Origin of the sequence: Candidatus Enterococcus willemsii, assembly GCF_009933335.1 — a bacterium.
In the GTDB taxonomy this organism is placed as follows: Bacteria; Bacillota; Bacilli; order Lactobacillales; family Enterococcaceae; genus Enterococcus_F; species Enterococcus_F willemsii.
In genome coordinates, this window is the sequence record NZ_MAEL01000023.1 from 11,646 (window position 1) to 30,545 (window position 18,900).

An 18,900-nucleotide genomic window follows, 5' to 3' on the forward strand; every position below is an offset into this window, starting at 1 on the left:
GATAGAGGGAAGTTTTGACTTCCGAAAAAAGGTGGTACCGCGTTTATTCGTCCTTTTATCAGTTTAGACTGGTAAAAGGACTTTTTTTTATCTAAATATTTTTTCTTAAATAAGAAAATTTAATAAAATACAAATAAGGAGCGAGATAAAATGAAAAAATTCAAAAAAGTATTAAGTTTAGGATTCTTAGGGGCAGCCTTTTTAGGGCTGGCAGCTTGTTCATCAGGAAACAGTAGTTCAGATTCTTCAAGCGAAGCAGAAAAAGAAGTGATTACAGTAGGTGCTTCAGCAACCCCCCATGCAGAAATTTTAGAGCAAGTGAAAGACCAAATGGCGGATAAGGGATATGACTTGAAGATTAAAGTATTCGATGATTATGTTATACCAAATACTGCTTTAAATGATGGTGATTTGGATGCAAACTTTTTCCAACATTTACCATATTTGGAAAATTTCAATGAAGAACATGGGATGGATTTAGTATCAGTTGGTGGGATTCACTTTGAACCATTAGGCATTTATCCCGGAAAAGTTGATTCACTAGATGACATTAGCAAAGGTGGCGAAGTATCGATTCCAAACGACGCTACAAACGGGGCACGTGCATTGTTGTTACTTGAAGAAGCCGGATTAATCAAATTGAAAGATGATGCAGACATCACTGCAACAACAAAAGATATTGTTGAAAATCCAAAAGACTTAAAGATCGTTGAATTAGACGCTTCTCAAATTGCTCGTGCTATTCAAGATGTAGATGTGGCAGTCATTAATGCGAACTATGCATTGGAAGCTGATTTTAATGTTGAAACAGATGCGTTGTTAAATGAAGATAAAGAGTCGAAAGCAGCTCAAACATATGCGAATATTATTGCAGTCAAACCAGAAGATAAAGACAGTGAAGCGATTAAAGCGTTACTTGAAGCGTTGCAATCAGATGAAGTACGTGACTTTATCAATGATAACTACAAAGGTGCGGTTGTTCCATTATTTTAATCATCAAGAGTCGTAAGGCAACTTACGGCTCTTTTTTTGTTATACTAGTGAAAACAAGTTAGGAGGAAAAGTAGATGAACCTTCATACAACAAACTATTTTGATACCTTTATTTCTGTACCAGCGGATTGTCCAGTAACGATAGCTGAAATCCCTCCACAAAGAAAACAACCGACCGTTGCTAGAAAGCAATATGATTTATTGCGCATACCTTATAAATATACGTCAGATGAATTGATTTACTTAACAACAGGTGAACCCAAAGGATTGACGTGGGAGGAATTTTTTTCAAAAGGACAAGCCTGCATGCGTGCCTCATCGCTTGTAAAGCGCTATGGTTGGGGGATTCATTGCAATCATGAAGGGAAGATTGCACGCTATGCAGTAGAATCTCCCCAGTACCAACAATTCGCAAATGATACGACGTTAACGCAAATTCAATCAATGAAACGCAAGAAACTGTGATAGAAAAATCTTCTATCGCAGTTTTTTTGCTACAATAAGAAGAAATTCATATGGCATTCATATGAAAATGGTTTAATTAAGCCAAGGAGGAAAGAAAATGACACGTATCCTGTATTTGGAAGATGAAGCAATTATGAGGGAAGTCGTTTGTGAATACTTAGGACTAAATGAAACCTATCAAGTAGATGTCGCCGTAAATGGCAAAGAAGCCCTGCAATTACTTGAAGAGAACCGTTATGATGTAGCGATACTAGATATTATGGTACCGTTTATTTCAGGTTTAGATATTTTAGAACAATTAGCAAGCTTACAAGAAAATTGCGGCTCAATTATGTTAACGGCCTTAGGAGATGAAAATAGCCAATTAGAAGCTTTCAATCGTTTGGCGGATGATTATATTATCAAGCCATTTTCTCCAATGTTGTTATTAAAACGAATTGAAGCAGTATTAAGAAGAACTCAAGCAATTGCTGTACAGCAAGGTTTAGAAGTGAAACAAGAAAATTTCCAAGTCTATTATAATCAAGAATCCTTGCAACTGACGGTAACGGAATTTTTATTGTTTGATACCATGTATCAACATCCAAAGCGCGTGTACACAAGAGAACATTTGTTAACTGTTATTGCACCAGATGACTTTATGGTGAGCGATCGGGTGATTGATGCTCATATCAAAAATTTACGAAAAAAATTGCCTATTGCCGTCATCAAAACCGTCATCGGTGCCGGATACTGTTACGAGGAGGTGTAAGATGTCTATTACGAGAAAAACAGCCATCTATACTTCGCTGACAACGCTATTGATTGGACTTTTAATTATCAGCTATTTTTTATGGATGTTACCTGGATTATATACGAAATATAAAATGGACAAGTATTTACAGACGGTAGAAGATGTGCAACGACGCTTTATAAAAGGTAAAACTTTTGCAGATGGCTACCAATTGTCAGATAACTTTGTTTTAACAAGTGTGAAATTACCTGCTACAGGAGAAAAACTCCAAGTTTCGACGCCCAATGCTTCATTTGATATCACATTAAAAGCACCCGAACTGCAATCATTTTACAAGGAGCTTCAAACGGTTTTTCAATCGATAGATGAGGAAAACAACGAGAAATTATTTAATTCCGTTGATTTTGAACCTGTGAAAGATTTTTTCGAAGAAATGTACCAAACCCTCAATCAAGAAACCGTGGAGATTCAAAATATCGAAACGTATCCGTTTAAGATAATTGATGGTTCGGAAAATGAAGACATTTATATGACAGCAGATGATATTTTAATTATCGGCGGCACGATTGAGCAAAATACAACAAGTTATGCTAGTTATTATGCGGTGAAAGAAGAGAAAGGCGATATCTATGTGACATTTGCTTCAGCAATGACACCAAAATTAAATGAATTAGTGCCAATTGTTTTACAAAGTATTCCAATGATTGTTGCCGTATTAGTTGTTCTTTCATTGTTGATTGCCCGTTGGTTTAGCCGAAAATTAGCCAAACCAGTTGAACTATTAGCAAGTCAGGCAAGAAATCGCAAAGATGAGAAGCAAGTCTTTCAACAACCTAATAAAGGCGATGAATTTGAAGTGTTAGAAAATGCCTTGAACCAAATGCACCATGAATTACAAGAAAACTTGTTGCAACTGCACCAACAAAATCATCAATTAGAAGAAATGAATCAAAAGCAACGTCTCTTATTAACCAATGCTTCACATCAATTAAAAACACCAATTGCAACTGCCTCATTACTGATTGAAAGTATGATTCACAAAGTTGGTAAATACCGAGACAGAGATACGTATTTACCGGATATTTTAAAACAAATCCAACAAATGCAACTGATTGTCCAACAGTTAATGTATTTATTTGAAGAACCGACACAAGAAGTAAATGAATCTTTGGCTATAGATGCCTTAATTCACCAAGTTTGGCAAAATTATGAAGCAAAAAGCCACCAACGCCAATTAAGCGTGGAAATAGAAGTTGTTCCAGTGACTATCGAGACTAGTGAATTATTTGTTTCAATCGTTGATAATTTAGTTCAAAATGCGGTGAAATATACACCACGAGGTCACCGTATTCTGATTCAATTAACATCCAATAATTTACGTGTCGTTAGTCAAGGAGCTAAGATTCAGCCACAATTAATTGCACATATTCAAGAACCGTTTATTCGTGACAACAGTGAAGAAGAAGCTGGTACCGGTTTAGGATTATATTTAGTTGACCGATTTGTTAGGATGCTAGGAATGCGTTGGGAAATTAAAAATACCGAACAAGGAGTAGAGACATTAGTAGAATGGAGGAACGAACATGATTACAATTGAACAGTTAAGAGTCCGATATAAAGCAACAACGGCCTTGGATATTGATACACCTATTATTATCCAACCATCTGATCGAATCGGGATTATTGGATCAAATGGTGCCGGTAAGACCACATTTATTAAAGCTTGTTTAGGTCTAATCAAGTATGAAGGTAAAATTATATCTGATGTAAAGCCAGAACAAATGGCGGTGCATATGCAATTTAACCACTACATTGATACGGTTAACTGCAAGGTTATTTTAGAAGCTGTTTTACAGACAACCTACAAAACGAATTCAAAATTGCAAGAATTGGTTCAATTTTTTACCTTTGAAGAAAATTTAAAGAAAAAATTCAAAGATTTATCTGGGGGTCAAAAACAACGCTTTACATTAATTCTAGTACTCATGCAGGATGCACCGGTGACATTCTTTGACGAAGTAACAACTGGCTTGGATTTTGAAACCCGCAGTGCATTAATTCAAAAGATTTTGCAGTGGTATGAGCATAAAGAATCAGCGATTTTATTTGTGACTCATTATTATCAAGAATTGGAGCAGTTAACGAATAAATTGATGATTTTACATGAAGGAAAAGTGGTTGCGTTTGATTCACATCGGAAACTTTTTGAAACTTACTGTGGTCATTCTGTGATTACTTTTGATCAAAATAGCCGTTTGAATTTAGAAAATTATCGTCAAATCATTGCTCCACAAGATACAATTGCAGTGGCATGTGATAGCAAAGAAGAAGAGCTTGCATTGACTCGTTATTTAATCGAACAAGAAATGAATTTTAAGCGGAGCAATCAAGATATTGAGTTGCTGACATTGAATGCGATTGGAGGTCATCCAAAATGAAGTATATCAAATATGAACTGTTGAATACGTTGGGAAATTTCTTCTCCATTTTATTTGGTGTGATTATGCCAACGATGATGACGTTATTGTTTTACTTTATCTTTTCGAAAGAATTACCAGCAGAAGCCATGGGAAAATTTAGTATTCAAATTTATGTGACGAATTTGCTAATGGCGCCATTGGCAGTTATTTTCATCGGCTTTGCTGCCTTATTTTCCCAAGAGATTGAAAAAGAAGTCACTGTTCGGATGTCACTTTTTGGCTATACAGAGAAAAAACAAATGCAAATGAAATTTTTGGCGCAAGCAATTGTCGTAACGCTATCGATACTCATCTACACAATGATTGTGGCTCCCATTTTGAAATTACCATTACCAAGTATTTTTGGTTTTTTAGTAGTAGCAGTAAGTGTGTGCTTATTAAGCTTCGGCCTTTTCATAGCAGCTTACGGTATTTCATTGTTAATGAAAAAATTTGGTCCGACATTTGGAATTGTTATGACGATTTATTTTGCCATTATGATGTTGTCGGGTATGATGGGTGTTCAATATAATCAATTACCAGCACCAGTTCAGACTATTGCAAAATTGCTACCAACTACACATATGATACAAGATATCCCTAAATTATGGACGAAAAACCAGTATAATTTAATGCCGCTAATGCAATCAATGTTATTTTTATTAGCAGTTTGTGTGTTATTGTATCTATGGGGGATTCATTCGAAGAAGAGAAGGTTAGGCTAGTATTTTTTTAGTAAAAGTGAATTATTTATTAGGGAAGGGACTGTAAGAGGTTCCCTCCTTTGTGTTATTAAAAAATAATTTTAAATTTAAGTGTTGACACTTTTTGTAAGCGCATGCTATTATTTACTCACAAAATAGAAACGTTTCCATAGGGGCGAACTTTTATCAATATAGGATAAAAGTATTCTTTATTCTCAAAAAGTGGAAACGTTTCTAAAACGAAGGCGAGGAATAGAAATGGCGAAGAGTCACTTGTTAGAAAGTTCAGCAATGTTGGATAAAAGTCACTTGAAGCAACAAAAAAGGCGGAGTAGGATACGAAGATTAAAAAGGGACAAGTGGTTGTATGTTTTATTGATTCCAGGTGTAGTGATGACTCTTGTGTTCAAATATTTTCCAATGTATGGAGCAATTATTGCATTCAAATTTTATAATCCAATGTTAGGTATTTTAAAGAGTCCATGGGCAGGGTTAGAACATTTTAGGGAATTTATTTTTTCACCTAACTTTACAGTTTTGTTAACAAATACACTGAAAATAAGTATTTATGGATTATTTTTAGGATTTTTACCACCTATTTTATTGGCGTTATCATTAAATCAAATTCTTAATAAAAAAATCAAACAAAAAATCCAATTAATACTATACGCACCAAATTTTATTTCAATTGTTGTTATCGTCGGGATGCTGTTTTTATTTCTTTCTGCAAACGGCCCTATTAATAGTTTAGTTGAGAAATTTACTGGGTCACCAATTATGTTTATGTCAAATCCAGCTTATTTCAGAACAATTTATATTCTTTCTGGGATTTGGCAGGGAATGGGATGGGCATCAATTCTTTATACTGCAACTTTAGCTGGAGTGAGTACCGACTTATATGAAGCAGCAAATATTGATGGGGCAAATATATTACAAAAAATTTACCATATTGATTTGCCTGCTTTGAAACCAGTGATGGTAATTAACTTTATTTTAGCAGCTGGAAATATTATGAATGTGGGGCATGAAAAAGCCTTCCTAATGCAGACATCAATGAATATTCCCACATCGGAAATTATTTCTACGTATGTCTACAAAATTGGTCTGCAATCTGGTAATTATGCGTACTCTGCAGCAGTTGGACTATTCAATATGGTCATCAATGTTGTCTTATTATTAATGGTAAATTCAATCGTGAAACGAATGAATGATGGCCAAGGAATATAGGAGGAAAAACAATGAATATGGAAATGTACTCCCAATTTGATAAAAGAATGTTATGGGTCAATCGAATAATTGTTTGTTTTCTAGTGTTGATTACCATTGTTCCGCTAGCGTATGTTGTGATTGCTTCTTTTATGGATCCAACAACATTATTAAATAAAGGAATTAGTTTTAATCCTGCTGATTGGACAGTCCAAGGTTATAAGCGTGTTTTTGCCGATAGCGCAATTATCCGCGGTTTTATTAACTCACTCTTATATTCTTTTAGTTTTAGTCTGTTAACAGTTTTCATTACGATGATTACAGCGTATCCATTGTCGCGTCCAGATTTGTATGGACGAGGAGCAATTATGTCATTTTTTGTAATTACGATGTTTGTTGGCGGAGGTTTAATTCCTACGTACTTATTGATTCGTGATTTGGGGATGCTAGATACAATTTGGGCAATTATATTACCTGGAGCATTAAATGTTTGGAATATTATTATCGCTCGGACTTATTTTAGTGGTTTACCAAGAGAACTTTCTGAAGCCGCAACGATTGATGGTGCGAATGAAATTCAGATATTATTCAAAGTCATGTTACCACTTGCTAAACCAATCATGTTTGTTTTGTTCTTATATGCATTTGTTGGACAATGGAATTCATATTTTGATGCGATGATTTATTTGAAATCGCCTGATTTACAGCCGTTACAATTAGTATTGAGAAATATTTTGATTCAAAATCAACCCTCCCAAGATATGGTAGGAGCGAATACAGCCATGGCCGAGATGAAACAACTCGCCGAACTAATTAAATATTCAACAATTGTCATTTCAAGTTTGCCACTAATCGTCATGTACCCATTTTTCCAGAAATATTTTGACAAAGGGGTACTTGTGGGATCTATTAAAGGATAAGGGAGAGAAAAAAATGAAATCAAGAAAATGGCTTTTAGGAATTGCTTTAACAAGTGTAATGGTACTTGGAGCATGCGGGAGTAAAGAAGATGGGAAATCAAATACTTCTAGTCCGGATTATGAATTAACAGATGTTAAATTCCCGCTAGAAGAGAAAGTTACTTTGAAAATGCTTTCGCAAAGTGCACCATTAGCACCTAATGATCCAAATGAAAAATTAATTTTCCAACGTTTAGAAGAAGATACCAATGTGCATATTGATTGGACAAATTATAATTCAGACTTTGTAGAACGTCGGAATTTAGATATTGCAAGTGGTGAATTACCTGATGCTATTTTTAATGCTGGTGCAGGCGATTATGACTTACTTAGTTGGGCTGAAAGTGGTGTAGTTGTACCGCTAGAAGAATTGATTGATGAACATATGCCTAATTTAAAGAAAATTTTTGATGAATATCCGGAATATCGTCAATTATCGACAGCACCAGATGGTCATATTTATTCATTGCCTTGGATTGAGGAATTAGGAGAAGGTAAAGAATCGATTCATACTGTCAACGATATGGCTTGGATTAATGTTGATTGGTTAAATAAATTAGGGTTAGAAATGCCTGAAACAACTGAAGAGTTGATGGCTGTTTTAGAAGCATTTAAAACACAAGACCCTAATGGAAATGGTGAAGCAGATGAAATCCCTTTTTCTTTTATCAATGACGGAGGAAATGAAGATTTAAAATTCTTATTTGCACCATTTGGTGAAGGAGACAATGATGACCATACAATTGTAGATAATGAAGGAAAAGTTGTTTTTACAGCAGATAAAGAAGGATATAAAGAAGCAATCAAATATTTTCATGAGATGTGGAAAAAAGGCTTGATAGACCAAGAAGCTTTTGAACAAGATTGGAATACATTTGTGGCTAAAGGAAAAGATCATCGTTATGGTGTATATTTCTCTTGGGATAAAGCGAACGTATCAGGCATGAATGAAAGTTATGATGTTTTGCCAGTATTAGCAGGTCCTGATGGAAGAAAACATGTAACGAGAACTAATGGGATGGGCTTTTCTCGTGATCGTTTTGTAATAACGAGTGCAAATAAAAACCTTGAATTAACAGCTAAATGGATTGATAAAATGTATGAACCTTTACAATCAGTTCAAAATAACTGGGGAACTTACGGAGATGAAAACCAAGCCAATATTTTTGAATTAGATGGTGATATGTTGAAACATTTACCATTAAATGGGGAGGCACCCGGGGAATTACGCCAAAAAACAGAAGCAGCAGGGCCGTTAGCAGTATTAGATAGTTACTATGGTACAGTAACCACTATGCCGGATGATGCAAAATGGCGTTTAGACTTAATGCATGAGCACTATCTTCCATACATTTCAAATGATAATAATTTTCCACGTGTATTTTTTGAAAAAGAAGAAACAGATCGTATTGCACGAATTGAAACAGATATGTGGGATTATATTTATAGAAAACGCGCAGAGTGGATTACAAATGGAAATATCGATGCTGAATGGGAAGAATATTTAGCTGAATTGAAGCGAGTAGGTATCGATGAATGGTTACAAATTAAACAAGATGGGTATGACCGTTTTGTCAAAGGGACTGAATAAATATATATGAGAGAAGCATTTACAGTAGATAAAGCCAATTTTTTTATTGAGAATAACAAGAATAAAGTAGATGAAAAATATCGCCATCACTATCATGTGATGGCGCCAATTGGGTGGGTCAATGATCCTAATGGCTTTGTCTATTTTCAAGGTGAGTATCATTTATTTTATCAATATTATCCTTATGATAGCTGTTGGGGGCCTATGCATTGGGGGCATACAAAATCAAGAGATTTGATTCATTGGGAAGAATTACCCGTAGCATTAGCACCTGATAAACCTTATGATAAAGATGGTTGTTTTTCAGGAAGTGCTATTGAAAAAGATGGAAAGTTATATTTGATGTATACAGGTCATGTTGAAAAAAATGATCGAACGTATCAAACGCAGTGTATAGCATTTTCTGAAGATGGTATACATTTTGAAAAATTATGTCAAAACCCTGTGATTGATGAAAAAATTTTAAATACGAATGGAACAATTCATGATTTTCGTGATCCAAAAGTATTTTTGCGTAATGAAAAATATTACAGTGTGGTTGCATCTAAAAATGAGGAAGATAAGGGGCGGATTCTTTTATTTGAATCAAAGGACATGCTTAATTGGTCTTTTACCTCGATTTTACTTGAAGGAGATGCTACGCAAGGAATTATGTGGGAATGTCCAGACTTATTTCATTTAAATGGGAAAGACGTACTAATTATGTCACCGATTCAAATACCCAAAAAAGGGGATGAGTACCATAATATTAGCTCAACAGTGGCTTTTATTGGATTAGTAAACTGGGAAACAGGGAAATTTTCTGTCGAAAATTACCATGAAATTGATTTTGGTTTTGATTTTTATGCACCCCAAACATTAGAAGATAATCAAAGCAGACGAATTATGATTGCATGGATGCAAATGTGGGATCGCACATTACCAACTCATGACTTAGCTCATGGTTGGGCAGGAGCGATGAGCTTACCTAGAGAATTATCAGTAAAAGACAATCAGCTAATACAAAAACCGATTACTTTTGTATATGATTCGTTGAACATCACTCAAGCAATACATGCGTTGACTGTTTCTTCAAACACTATTACCTTCGATAATAGTGTGGGAGATAATATGTATATGCGCCTACTTATTGATATGACAGAGGCAGATGAACTCACTATTCAATTAGCCAAAGTAGGAGAGTCGTCGTTACAAATGCATTATGATTGTCAGACACAGAAATTTATATTAAATCGTGAAAAAATCGGTTATAAACTAGAAGGACGGGAGCAAGAATTATTAGTCCAACGACAAACGCAAGTTTCTTTAATTGATGGTCAGTTAGAAGTGGAACTATTTAGAGATACTAGCTCTGTGGAAATTTTCTTAAATAAACAAAAAACAATGAGTACTACTTTTTATGAAATTATTAAAGGAAAGAATCTTGAAATTTCCAGTTCTGGAATCGCGAAAATTATTACCCTGGAATTTGGTCAAATAAAGACCTAATTAGATGGAAATGTTTTGAAAGAATAGCATTTTATCAAATTCTCCATTATACTGATGCTAATTAGAATATTGGAGGAACAATATGAAAGCTACCATGAAAGAAGTTGCAAAATTAGCAGGCGTTGGTGTAGGAACTGTTTCTCGGGCATTGAATAATGGATCGATTAAAGAGAGCACACGAAAAAAAATTGATGCGGCAATTAAGGAATTAAACTATCAACCAGATTTTTATGCGAGAGGGTTGAAGACCAATAAAACGTATACTGTGGCTCTAATTTTACCAAGTATTTGGCATCCATTTTTTTCTGAGTTTGCTTTTCATGTGGAGAACTATTTAGAAGAAAATAATTATAAAATGTTCTTGTGTAATTCAAAAGAAGATATTACTAAGGAACGTGAGTATATTCAAATGGTTACGCAAAATAAGGTAGATGGTATTATTGGTATTACCTATGCCGACATTGATGAATACATTTCCAGCAATCTACCTTTTGTTAGTATTGATCGTTATTTTACGGAGGAAGTTATTTATGTTACCGCAGATAATGCAGCAGGTGGACGACTGGCGGTCCAAGAATTAATCAAACGGGGAGCTAAACATTTAGCATATATTGGCGGTTACCAAGAGACACCAAATGAAACTAAAAATCGTTGTGAGTATTTTGAAATTGAATGTAAAGAGCAAAATATTGATTATGAGATTTTAAATGTTTTAGAGCCTATAACGAAAGACACATGGATTCAGATAGAGGATTTTTTGAAACGCCATTCAGAAATTGACGGTATTTTTACAATCAATGATTCCTTAGCAGTCGAAGTTTGTCAATTATTGGATAAGTTAGGGCGGAATGTTCCGAATGAAGTACAAGTAATTGGATTTGATGGACAACAGTCGCGTGAAGGCGAACCGTATCTTGTTTCTACGATTGTTCAGCCTATCGAACAAATGGCTAAAAGTGCAGTCGAACTGTTATTAAATGTTATCCAAGGAAAAGAGGTAGAGAAGCGAACCGTGTTACCTGTCCATTTTGGTGAAGGGTGGACAACAAAATCAAACATCTGAAATCATATGGTTTCAGATGTTTTTTTATAGGAGGCTGAAATGAAAAAGAAAGTACAATATATTTGTATGATTGCAATGTTTATTATTTTAGGAGCGTGTAAAATGAAAACGGAAGTCAAATCTTTGTATCCTAGATCTGCAGATAGCTTTGTGGGGGATCCGATGCCTTATTTTGATGGTAATGAATATAAAATATACTATTTAGAAGATTTACGGAATGGGGAGGTTGGATTTCATCCATTCAGTCTGTTCACGACAACTGACTTTTATCATTATCAAGATGAAGGAGAAGTAATTCCTTTTGTAAATGAGGAAGATAGTCCAGAACGTGCGTTGGGAACTGGTTCTGTTATAAAAGACAAGGCAGGTAAATATCATGCATTTTATACAGCCCATAATAGTGAACGGTTACCTAAAGAATTAATTATGCATGCTACAAGTAAAGATGGAAAAAAATGGATGAAACAACCTGAAGATACATTTGAAGGAGATACAGAATATGAGAATAATGATTTTCGGGATCCGTATGTGTTTTTTGAAGAAGAAAGTCAAAGCTATTGGATGCTTATTACTACTCGTCAAAACAATACAGGAATCATTGCAAAGTATACTTCAACAGATTTAACTTCATGGGAAAATCAAGGAGTTTTTTTTGTGAATGATATTGGAAACGACTCCAATTTAGAGTGTCCTTCCTTAGTTCAATTTAAGGGGACCTGGTATTTAGCTTTTTCTGATCAATGGGACAAACGAGTTGTTCATTATCGAACAGCAGATAATCCGAATGGACCATTTGAAAAGCCAGAACATGATTATGTGGATGGTGCTGGTTTTTATGCTGGACGACTAGAAACAGACGGTCAAAATTTGTATCAAGTGGGCTGGATTCCTACAAAAGATAATCATGATGACCGTTTTAATTACAATTGGGCAGGAAATTTAGCTGTTCACCAATTGATAAAAAAAGACGGGAAATTACAACCTAAGTTACCCGAAAAAGCTTATCAAAATCTGTCAAAAGAACATTTTCCACAATGGGAATTATCCGTAGGTGAGACAGTGATTATTGACAGCCAAGCAACGTTACTAGAAGGAGAGTTTCAAGTAAATAATCGAACCAAATTTATCTTATCATTTGGTGAGGAAAACAATATTCTTTTTGACTTTAACAATCGAAAAATGAGTTATTATAATACGCATTTGGAAGATATTCCAAATCGAAAACCTCAGACGGAAATGTCTTTAACAACTGAACAAACAGTTCCTTTTCAATTAATTCAAGAAGAAGATTTAGTGGTTATTTATGATGGTGAATATGCTTTGTCCAATCGTATTTACCAAAGCAAAGAAAAACCTACCAAGTTAACGCTTATTGAAGGAAGTTTAGAGGTAAAGTAAATCCTACCTTGGCAAATAAACGTGGAAACGGTTTAATTTTTTTGCTATGATATTAAAAAAGAGAGGAGCTGAAACTAATGAAAGCCACAATGAAAGATGTAGCTGCTCTAGCGGGTGTAGGACTAGGTTCCGTTTCCAGGGTGATTAATGGTGTCCGTGTCAAAGAATCGACGCGCAAAAAAGTCTATGACGCGATTCGAGAACTAAATTATGAACCAGATGAATATGCAAGAGGGTTAAAAACCAATCGCAGTAATACCATCGCGCTCATTATTCCTACGATTTGGCATCCGTTTTTTTCTGAATTTGCGTATTTTGTTGAAGAAGCGCTAAGTCAAAGAAATTATAAATTGTTGCTATGTAATTCGGATGGTAATGTTGAGAAAGAAAAAGAATACATTCAAATGGTTAAGCAAAGTAAAGTGGACGGTATCATAGGGATTACATATTCGGATGTTGATAAATATGTTTCTGCAAATTTACCCTTTGTCAGTATTGACCGGCACTTTTCCGAAGAAGTTGCTTATGTAACGGCAGACAATTATCGGGGCGGACAAATTGCAGCACAAGAGTTAATTAAGCGAGAGTGTCAGCAAGTCGCTTATGTAGGGGGAACTTCTCCTTATCCAAATGAAACGAATAATCGGAAACTAGGATTTTATGACGAGTGTCTGAAACACCGGTTAACACCTACAATTCTTGATATGCCGGAGCCACTACAGAACTTGGATGAACAGTTATTGGCATTTTTTACATCGAATCCTACAATTGATGGTATCTTTACCGTAAATGATTTTATGGGATTAAATGTTATTAAAGCTTTGGCTAAATTAAATAAACACCCTGTTACTGATTATCAACTCATTGGTTTTGATGGAGTAAAAATGGCAATCGATCAACCTCTGGTCCTATCAACAATTGTACAACCAGTCATTGAAATGGCTTATAATTCTGTTGAAACGATTCTTGCGATGATTTTAAACGAACCATTTGAACAACGGAAGTTATTGGATGTCACCTTTTATGAAGGTGGAACAACGAAAAAAATCGACAATTAAAATGCAGAACATTTATTTGTTCTAGCATTTTTTTTTGAAAAAGTTGTTGACAGAAAACGCTTTCGATGATATCCTCATTTTAGAAATCGGAAACGTTTCCGATTTTTTTAAAACGGAAATCGGAAACGTTTCATATTTGAAGGGAGAAAAAAGAAATGAAGAAGAAAGTATTAGGATTTGCAGCAATGTCAGTTTTAACATTAGGTTTGTTAGCAGCATGTGGTGGAAAAGAAGATAAAAAAGCAAGTAGCAATCCTGGAGATATTACGGTATGGGTTCAATTTTCAGACGAAACGCCAGAAGGGGTTGCTTGGCAAGAAATTGTGGATGGATTTAATAAAGAAAACGAAGGAAAGTATAAAGTTGAGACAGAGTATATCCCACGTAGCGGTAGTGGTGGCGGATACGAAGATAAAGTAAATGCGGCAATTACGACAAATAGTTTACCTGATGTGATTACTTTAGATGGACCGAATACAGCAGCTTATGCAAATTCAGGTGTGATTGCTCCGTTAGATGAATATTTAGAAGATGCAGATATGGATGATGTGTTAGACAGTATTATTCAACAAGGAACGTATGATGGCAAAATGTATGCGTTTGGATTTTCTGAATCAAATGTAGGTGTTTATTATAACAAAGCGATGTTTGAAGAAGCGGGTATTAGTGAAGATCAGTTACCAACTTTAGATGATCCTTGGACATGGAGCGAATTTAATGACATCAGTAAAAAATTAGTTGATAAATTTGATGTACCAGCAATTGATATGCAAATGGCATCAAATGATGAAATGTTAACGTATGCATATACACCTTTTATTTGGTCAAATGGTGGCGATGTTGTCAATGAAGACGGGACAAAAGCAACTGGCTATTTTGACAATGAACAGACGATTGAAGGATTAGAATTTATTCAAGGATTAGTTAAAGAAGGCTATACAACAATTAGCCCAATCGAAAAAGGATTTGAAACAGGTAAATATCCAATGCTATTAAGTGGTTCTTGGACGATTTTTGATTTGGAAGAAAATTATCAAGATATTGACTATGGTATTTTGCCTTATCCAGTTTCTGACACTACGAAAGAATTAGTATCTCCAACAGGAAGCTGGCAGTTAGCGATGACTACGAACACGGAAAAAACGGAAGCTTCCTCAGAATTTATTAAATACGCAACAAGTACAGAATCTAGTCGCATCATGAGTTTAGGTAATAGCGTATTACCAATTCGTCACTCAACAATTGAGTTAATTAAAGATGAAGTATCCGATGGTATGCGTGTCTTAATGGAACAAAACCAACGTTCAGGCCATGCTCGTCCAGTTGTTGTTGCTTACCCACAAGTGTCTCGTGCGTTCCAACAAGCGATTCAAGATATTAGTTATTTTGATGAAAATCCAGATGTGAAAAAAGTAGCGGAAGAACGAGCAAAAGAAATGCAGCAAGCGATCGATAATTCACTTAATAAATAAAAACTGAGGGTGCTCCAATGAGACAAGGAGCACCCATTATAAAAAAGGGGGAGCAACATGAACAAGAAACCAACTTTAAAAGACAATATCATCGGCTACGGTTTTTTGAGTCCAGCACTTATTCTCTTAACTATTTTTCTATTGATTCCAGTCATTATGGTTTTCTATTATGCATTTACAGATTATTACTTATTAACGCCCGATGCGCGACAATTTATCGGCTTAGATAACTTTAAGCGATTGATTAGTGATCCAATTTTTATTAAAAGTATTTGGAATACAGGGAAATTTGTTATTTGGATTATTCCCGTCCAATTAGGTGCAGCATTAGGGATGGCATTGATTATCAATAAGCAACGTAAAGGCAATATGTTCTTTAAAGTCGCTTTCTTCGCTCCAGTGGTAATGTCATTAGTTGTTATCTCTATTCTTTGGTTGTATTTATTGAATCCTAACGAAGGGCTAATTAATACGTTGCTTGCGAAAATTGGTATTTCTGCCCAACCATTTTTAACAAGTCCAAAACAAGCGATGTATACGATTGTTTTCGTTTCTGCTTGGCAAGGTGCAGGATATCAAATGCTATTGTTCTTAGGTGGTATGCAAAATATTTCGAGTGATGTTTATGAAGCAGCAGAGATTGATGGGTTTTCGAAGTTTCAACAATTCCGTTATATTACTTTACCATTATTAAAACCAACGACCATTTTTGTCGTTTTAACCACTTTAATTTCAGCATTCAAATTAATTATTCAACCAATGGTTATGGCACAAGGTGGACCAATGAATTCAACGATGACCATGGTTTACTACATTTACCAAACAGGTTTCACCGATCGTATGGTTGGTTATTCTAGTTCGATTGCATTGATTTTTACAACGATGATTGGTTTGATTACATTGGCACAACGTAAATTGATTAAGGAGGATAACTAAGATGACGAAAAAATTTGGCCCATTAAGTATTCTGGAGTACATCTTGTTACTTCTTTTAGCTGCGTTGTTTATTTTTCCAATGTTATGGATGATTGTTTCTTCTATGAAACCAGAAGCAGATGTCTATACGAACTTGACGTCATTTAAAGCTTTCTTACCGAGTTTAAATCCAGCAAATTGGTTTAAAACCTATCAGGAAGTTATTGAGCGCTTTAGTATTGGTACGTATCTAGCAAACAGTTTATTTTATGGTTTAACCTTTTCTGTAGGTTCGATTTTGGTCAATGCATTGGCGGGTTTCGCTTTTGCAAAGATTAACTTTTCTGGTAAGAAAATTATCTTTGGGATTTTATTAGCATTATTAATTATTCCAATGGAGACAGTCTTAATTCCGCAGTTCACGATTGCGAATGCATTAGGAATTGTGAATACTCGGTTGGCAGTAGTTTTACCTGCAATGGCTAGTATTTTTAATATCTATTTATTCAGAAATTTCTTTATTGCGATACCAGAAGAAATTATTGAATCTGCTAAATTAGATGGTGCGAATATTGTGACTATCTTTTTCAGAATCATGTTACCAATGTCAAAACCTGCTGTGGCGACTGTTGGTGTGTTGTCATTTATCAATAGTTGGAATGACTACATCTGGCCATTGATGGTCTTGACAGATCGAAGTAAATTTTCCATGCAAGTGGCAATTACGACGATTAATACTACTCAACCCGTGTATATCAATCAGGTAATGGCTGTATTGACGATTTCAACTATTCCATTGATTATTATTTATATTGTTGCTCAAAAATATATTTTACAAGGTTTAGGTGGTTCAGGAACAGGAATTAAATAAAAGGAAGTGACGGATGTTGCATAAAATTGAGATTGAAAAGGCAAATGAGTTTATTGAACAAAAAGCAAAAGACGTGAATAAACGTTATCGAAATAAGTATCATTTAATGGCACCTATTGGTTGGATGAATGATCCGAATGGCTTTGTCTATTTCCAAGGAGAATACCATTTATTTTACCAATATTACCCTTATGATAGTATCTGGGGACCAATGCACTGGGGGCATGCAAAATCAAAAGACTTAGTCAACTGGGAGCATTTACCAGTGGCTTTGGCACCAAGCGAAGAGTATGACAAAGATGGTTGCTTCTCAGGTAGTGCGATTGTCAAAGACGATCAGTTGTATTTGATTTATACCGGTCATGTAGAAGAAGGTGATTATCGTCGGGAAGTTCAGTGTTTGGCGATGTCTGAGGATGGGATTCATTTTGAAAAATATCACCAAAATCCAGTGATTGCTGAAGCACATATTCACAATATAGCTGATATTGCTGAGTTTCGTGATCCGAAAGTTTTTCAACGTGGTGAAACATATTATACCATCGTTGCCGCACAAACAGCGGATCAGCGGGGACAAATGTTGTTGTTTGAATCTGCTAACTTAGTTGATTGGAAATTTAAGTCCGTTGTTGCTGAAGGAGAAAAGCACCAAGGTATCATGTGGGAATGTCCTGATTTGTTCCATTTAGATGGCAAAGATGTCTTGATTTTTTCACCCATTCAAATGGCAAAACAAGACAATTCGTATTGGAATACGAGCTCGACAGTTGCCTTTATTGGCGAAATGGATTGGGAAACTGGGAAGTTAGCGATAGAAAATTACCATGAAATTGATTATGGCTTGGATTTCTATGCGCCGCAAACATGTGAGGGACCAAATGGCGAACGTATGATGGTAGCGTGGATGCAAATGTGGAACCGAAATATGCCGACTAATGATTTAGGTCATTTATGGGCAGGGAGCATGACGTTGCCTCGTGAATTGCATGTGGAAGATAATCGATTAATTCAAACACCAGTCAAAGGAATTTATCGTCAATTTAACGAGCAACCACAAGATTCGTCAAAAAATTATTTTGCTAATGTTGTGAAGGAACAGCAGTATGTGCATGCTGTCGTTGAGATTAATGAGGAGCAAGAATTTACGTTCGCCTATGCGAAAAACGGAGACGAAGCATTAAAAATTAGCTATCAGGCAGCGACAGAAATGTTAACTGTGAGCCGAGAAACGATTGGTTATCCAATCAAAGGTATCGAAGAAACGCATTTAGTTGAACGAAAAATGAGGGTATCACCAGTCGATGGACAATTGGATTTAGAACTGTTCCGCGATACATCTTCATTGGAAGTTTTTGCAAATGGGCAAACAATGAGTTTTACCTTTTTTGAAAAAGTCAAAGGAACGGATATAGCAGTTGAATCAACGACACCGTTAACTATTAAATTATTAACATTTAGTCAATGATAAGAAAAAAGGAATGATACACACGATTTAGGTGGAAATCATTCCTTTTTTTGTTATTGAA

Annotated in this window: 17 protein-coding genes and 1 other annotated feature (1 of these 18 cut by a window edge); all 17 genes read left to right on the plus strand. The window is 35.2% G+C overall.

Annotation, left to right across the window (positions count from 1 at the left end; genetic code table 11):
• Nucleotides 1-58 (plus strand) — a binding site (T-box leader); it begins 174 nt to the left of the window's first position.
• Nucleotides 59-150: 92 nt separating this feature from the next.
• The 17 genes from BAU17_RS03255 (at nt 151) to BAU17_RS03335 (ending at nt 18,839) form a co-directional block, all read left to right on the plus strand.
• A complete protein-coding gene (locus tag BAU17_RS03255) occupies nt 151-993 on the plus strand; it encodes a MetQ/NlpA family ABC transporter substrate-binding protein (protein ID WP_161901389.1) in 843 nt (280 codons plus the stop codon).
• Nucleotides 994-1,067: 74 nt separating this feature from the next.
• Nucleotides 1,068-1,457 carry a DUF6157 family protein gene (locus BAU17_RS03260; protein ID WP_161901390.1) on the plus strand — a complete coding sequence of 130 codons (390 nt, stop codon included), beginning with the start codon at nt 1,068-1,070 and terminating at the stop codon, nt 1,455-1,457.
• A gap of 97 nt (nt 1,458-1,554) precedes the next feature.
• A complete protein-coding gene (locus BAU17_RS03265; protein WP_161901391.1) occupies nt 1,555-2,208 on the plus strand; it encodes a response regulator transcription factor in 654 nt (217 codons plus the stop codon).
• 1 nt (nt 2,209) lies between these two features.
• A complete protein-coding gene (locus BAU17_RS03270; protein WP_161901392.1) occupies nt 2,210-3,787 on the plus strand; it encodes a sensor histidine kinase in 1,578 nt (525 codons plus the stop codon).
• Nucleotides 3,774-4,628, plus strand: coding sequence for an ATP-binding cassette domain-containing protein (locus tag BAU17_RS03275; RefSeq protein WP_161901393.1), 855 nt, complete (start codon nt 3,774-3,776; stop codon nt 4,626-4,628). Before BAU17_RS03270 ends, BAU17_RS03275 begins: the two co-directional genes overlap by 14 nt.
• The gene (locus BAU17_RS03280; protein WP_161901394.1) at nt 4,625-5,374 is read left to right on the plus strand and encodes an ABC transporter permease; all 750 of its coding nucleotides are present in this window, start codon (nt 4,625-4,627) and stop codon (nt 5,372-5,374) included. The genes BAU17_RS03275 and BAU17_RS03280 overlap by 4 nt, the downstream gene beginning before the upstream one ends.
• A gap of 270 nt (nt 5,375-5,644) precedes the next feature.
• Nucleotides 5,645-6,580 (plus strand): ABC transporter permease, encoded by a 936-nt coding sequence (locus tag BAU17_RS03285; protein WP_202622274.1) that lies wholly within the window; start codon nt 5,645-5,647, stop codon nt 6,578-6,580.
• 11 nt (nt 6,581-6,591) lie between these two features.
• Nucleotides 6,592-7,479 (plus strand): carbohydrate ABC transporter permease, encoded by an 888-nt coding sequence (locus tag BAU17_RS03290; protein ID WP_161901396.1) that lies wholly within the window; start codon nt 6,592-6,594, stop codon nt 7,477-7,479.
• 13 nt (nt 7,480-7,492) lie between these two features.
• On the plus strand, nt 7,493-9,109 hold the full coding sequence (locus BAU17_RS03295) for an ABC transporter substrate-binding protein (RefSeq protein ID WP_161901397.1): 1,617 nt from the start codon (nt 7,493-7,495) through the stop codon (nt 9,107-9,109).
• Nucleotides 9,110-10,597, plus strand: coding sequence for a glycoside hydrolase family 32 protein (locus BAU17_RS03300; RefSeq protein ID WP_418904804.1), 1,488 nt, complete (start codon nt 9,110-9,112; stop codon nt 10,595-10,597).
• 82 nt (nt 10,598-10,679) lie between these two features.
• Nucleotides 10,680-11,660: a LacI family DNA-binding transcriptional regulator gene (locus BAU17_RS03305; RefSeq protein WP_161901399.1), complete on the plus strand. Its 981-nt coding sequence runs from the start codon at nt 10,680-10,682 to the stop codon at nt 11,658-11,660.
• A 39-nt stretch (nt 11,661-11,699) separates the two neighbouring features.
• Nucleotides 11,700-13,058 carry a glycoside hydrolase family protein gene (locus tag BAU17_RS03310; protein WP_161901400.1) on the plus strand — a complete coding sequence of 453 codons (1,359 nt, stop codon included), beginning with the start codon at nt 11,700-11,702 and terminating at the stop codon, nt 13,056-13,058.
• Between the two features lie 77 nt (nt 13,059-13,135).
• Nucleotides 13,136-14,116 carry a LacI family DNA-binding transcriptional regulator gene (locus BAU17_RS03315; RefSeq protein WP_161901401.1) on the plus strand — a complete coding sequence of 327 codons (981 nt, stop codon included), beginning with the start codon at nt 13,136-13,138 and terminating at the stop codon, nt 14,114-14,116.
• Between the two features lie 155 nt (nt 14,117-14,271).
• Nucleotides 14,272-15,588 carry an ABC transporter substrate-binding protein gene (locus BAU17_RS03320; protein ID WP_161901402.1) on the plus strand — a complete coding sequence of 439 codons (1,317 nt, stop codon included), beginning with the start codon at nt 14,272-14,274 and terminating at the stop codon, nt 15,586-15,588.
• A gap of 57 nt (nt 15,589-15,645) precedes the next feature.
• Complete coding sequence (locus BAU17_RS03325; protein WP_161901403.1) at nt 15,646-16,524, plus strand: carbohydrate ABC transporter permease; 879 nt, start codon at nt 15,646-15,648, stop codon at nt 16,522-16,524.
• Nucleotide 16,525: 1 nt separating this feature from the next.
• Complete coding sequence (locus BAU17_RS03330) at nt 16,526-17,374, plus strand: carbohydrate ABC transporter permease (RefSeq protein WP_161901404.1); 849 nt, start codon at nt 16,526-16,528, stop codon at nt 17,372-17,374.
• Between the two features lie 13 nt (nt 17,375-17,387).
• The gene (locus BAU17_RS03335; protein WP_161901405.1) at nt 17,388-18,839 is read left to right on the plus strand and encodes a glycoside hydrolase family 32 protein; all 1,452 of its coding nucleotides are present in this window, start codon (nt 17,388-17,390) and stop codon (nt 18,837-18,839) included.
• Nucleotides 18,840-18,900 lie beyond the last annotated feature (61 nt).

What these genes read in the sequence shown, in the direction of transcription:
- BAU17_RS03255 (WP_161901389.1), top strand. Translation starts at nt 151, where the DNA reads ATGAAAAAATTCAAAAAAGTATTAAGTTTAGGATTCTTAGGGGCAGCC.
- BAU17_RS03260 (WP_161901390.1), top strand. Translation starts at nt 1,068, where the DNA reads ATGAACCTTCATACAACAAACTATTTTGATACCTTTATTTCTGTACCA.
- BAU17_RS03310 (WP_161901400.1), top strand. Translation starts at nt 11,700, where the DNA reads ATGAAAAAGAAAGTACAATATATTTGTATGATTGCAATGTTTATTATT.
- BAU17_RS03295 (WP_161901397.1), top strand. Translation starts at nt 7,493, where the DNA reads ATGAAATCAAGAAAATGGCTTTTAGGAATTGCTTTAACAAGTGTAATG.
- BAU17_RS03270 (WP_161901392.1), top strand. Translation starts at nt 2,210, where the DNA reads ATGTCTATTACGAGAAAAACAGCCATCTATACTTCGCTGACAACGCTA.
- BAU17_RS03325 (WP_161901403.1), top strand. Translation starts at nt 15,646, where the DNA reads ATGAACAAGAAACCAACTTTAAAAGACAATATCATCGGCTACGGTTTT.
- BAU17_RS03265 (WP_161901391.1), top strand. Translation starts at nt 1,555, where the DNA reads ATGACACGTATCCTGTATTTGGAAGATGAAGCAATTATGAGGGAAGTC.
- BAU17_RS03330 (WP_161901404.1), top strand. Translation starts at nt 16,526, where the DNA reads ATGACGAAAAAATTTGGCCCATTAAGTATTCTGGAGTACATCTTGTTA.
- BAU17_RS03285 (WP_202622274.1), top strand. Translation starts at nt 5,645, where the DNA reads ATGTTGGATAAAAGTCACTTGAAGCAACAAAAAAGGCGGAGTAGGATA.
- BAU17_RS03305 (WP_161901399.1), top strand. Translation starts at nt 10,680, where the DNA reads ATGAAAGCTACCATGAAAGAAGTTGCAAAATTAGCAGGCGTTGGTGTA.
- BAU17_RS03290 (WP_161901396.1), top strand. Translation starts at nt 6,592, where the DNA reads ATGAATATGGAAATGTACTCCCAATTTGATAAAAGAATGTTATGGGTC.
- BAU17_RS03320 (WP_161901402.1), top strand. Translation starts at nt 14,272, where the DNA reads ATGAAGAAGAAAGTATTAGGATTTGCAGCAATGTCAGTTTTAACATTA.
- BAU17_RS03280 (WP_161901394.1), top strand. Translation starts at nt 4,625, where the DNA reads ATGAAGTATATCAAATATGAACTGTTGAATACGTTGGGAAATTTCTTC.
- BAU17_RS03315 (WP_161901401.1), top strand. Translation starts at nt 13,136, where the DNA reads ATGAAAGCCACAATGAAAGATGTAGCTGCTCTAGCGGGTGTAGGACTA.
- BAU17_RS03335 (WP_161901405.1), top strand. Translation starts at nt 17,388, where the DNA reads ATGTTGCATAAAATTGAGATTGAAAAGGCAAATGAGTTTATTGAACAA.
- BAU17_RS03275 (WP_161901393.1), top strand. Translation starts at nt 3,774, where the DNA reads ATGATTACAATTGAACAGTTAAGAGTCCGATATAAAGCAACAACGGCC.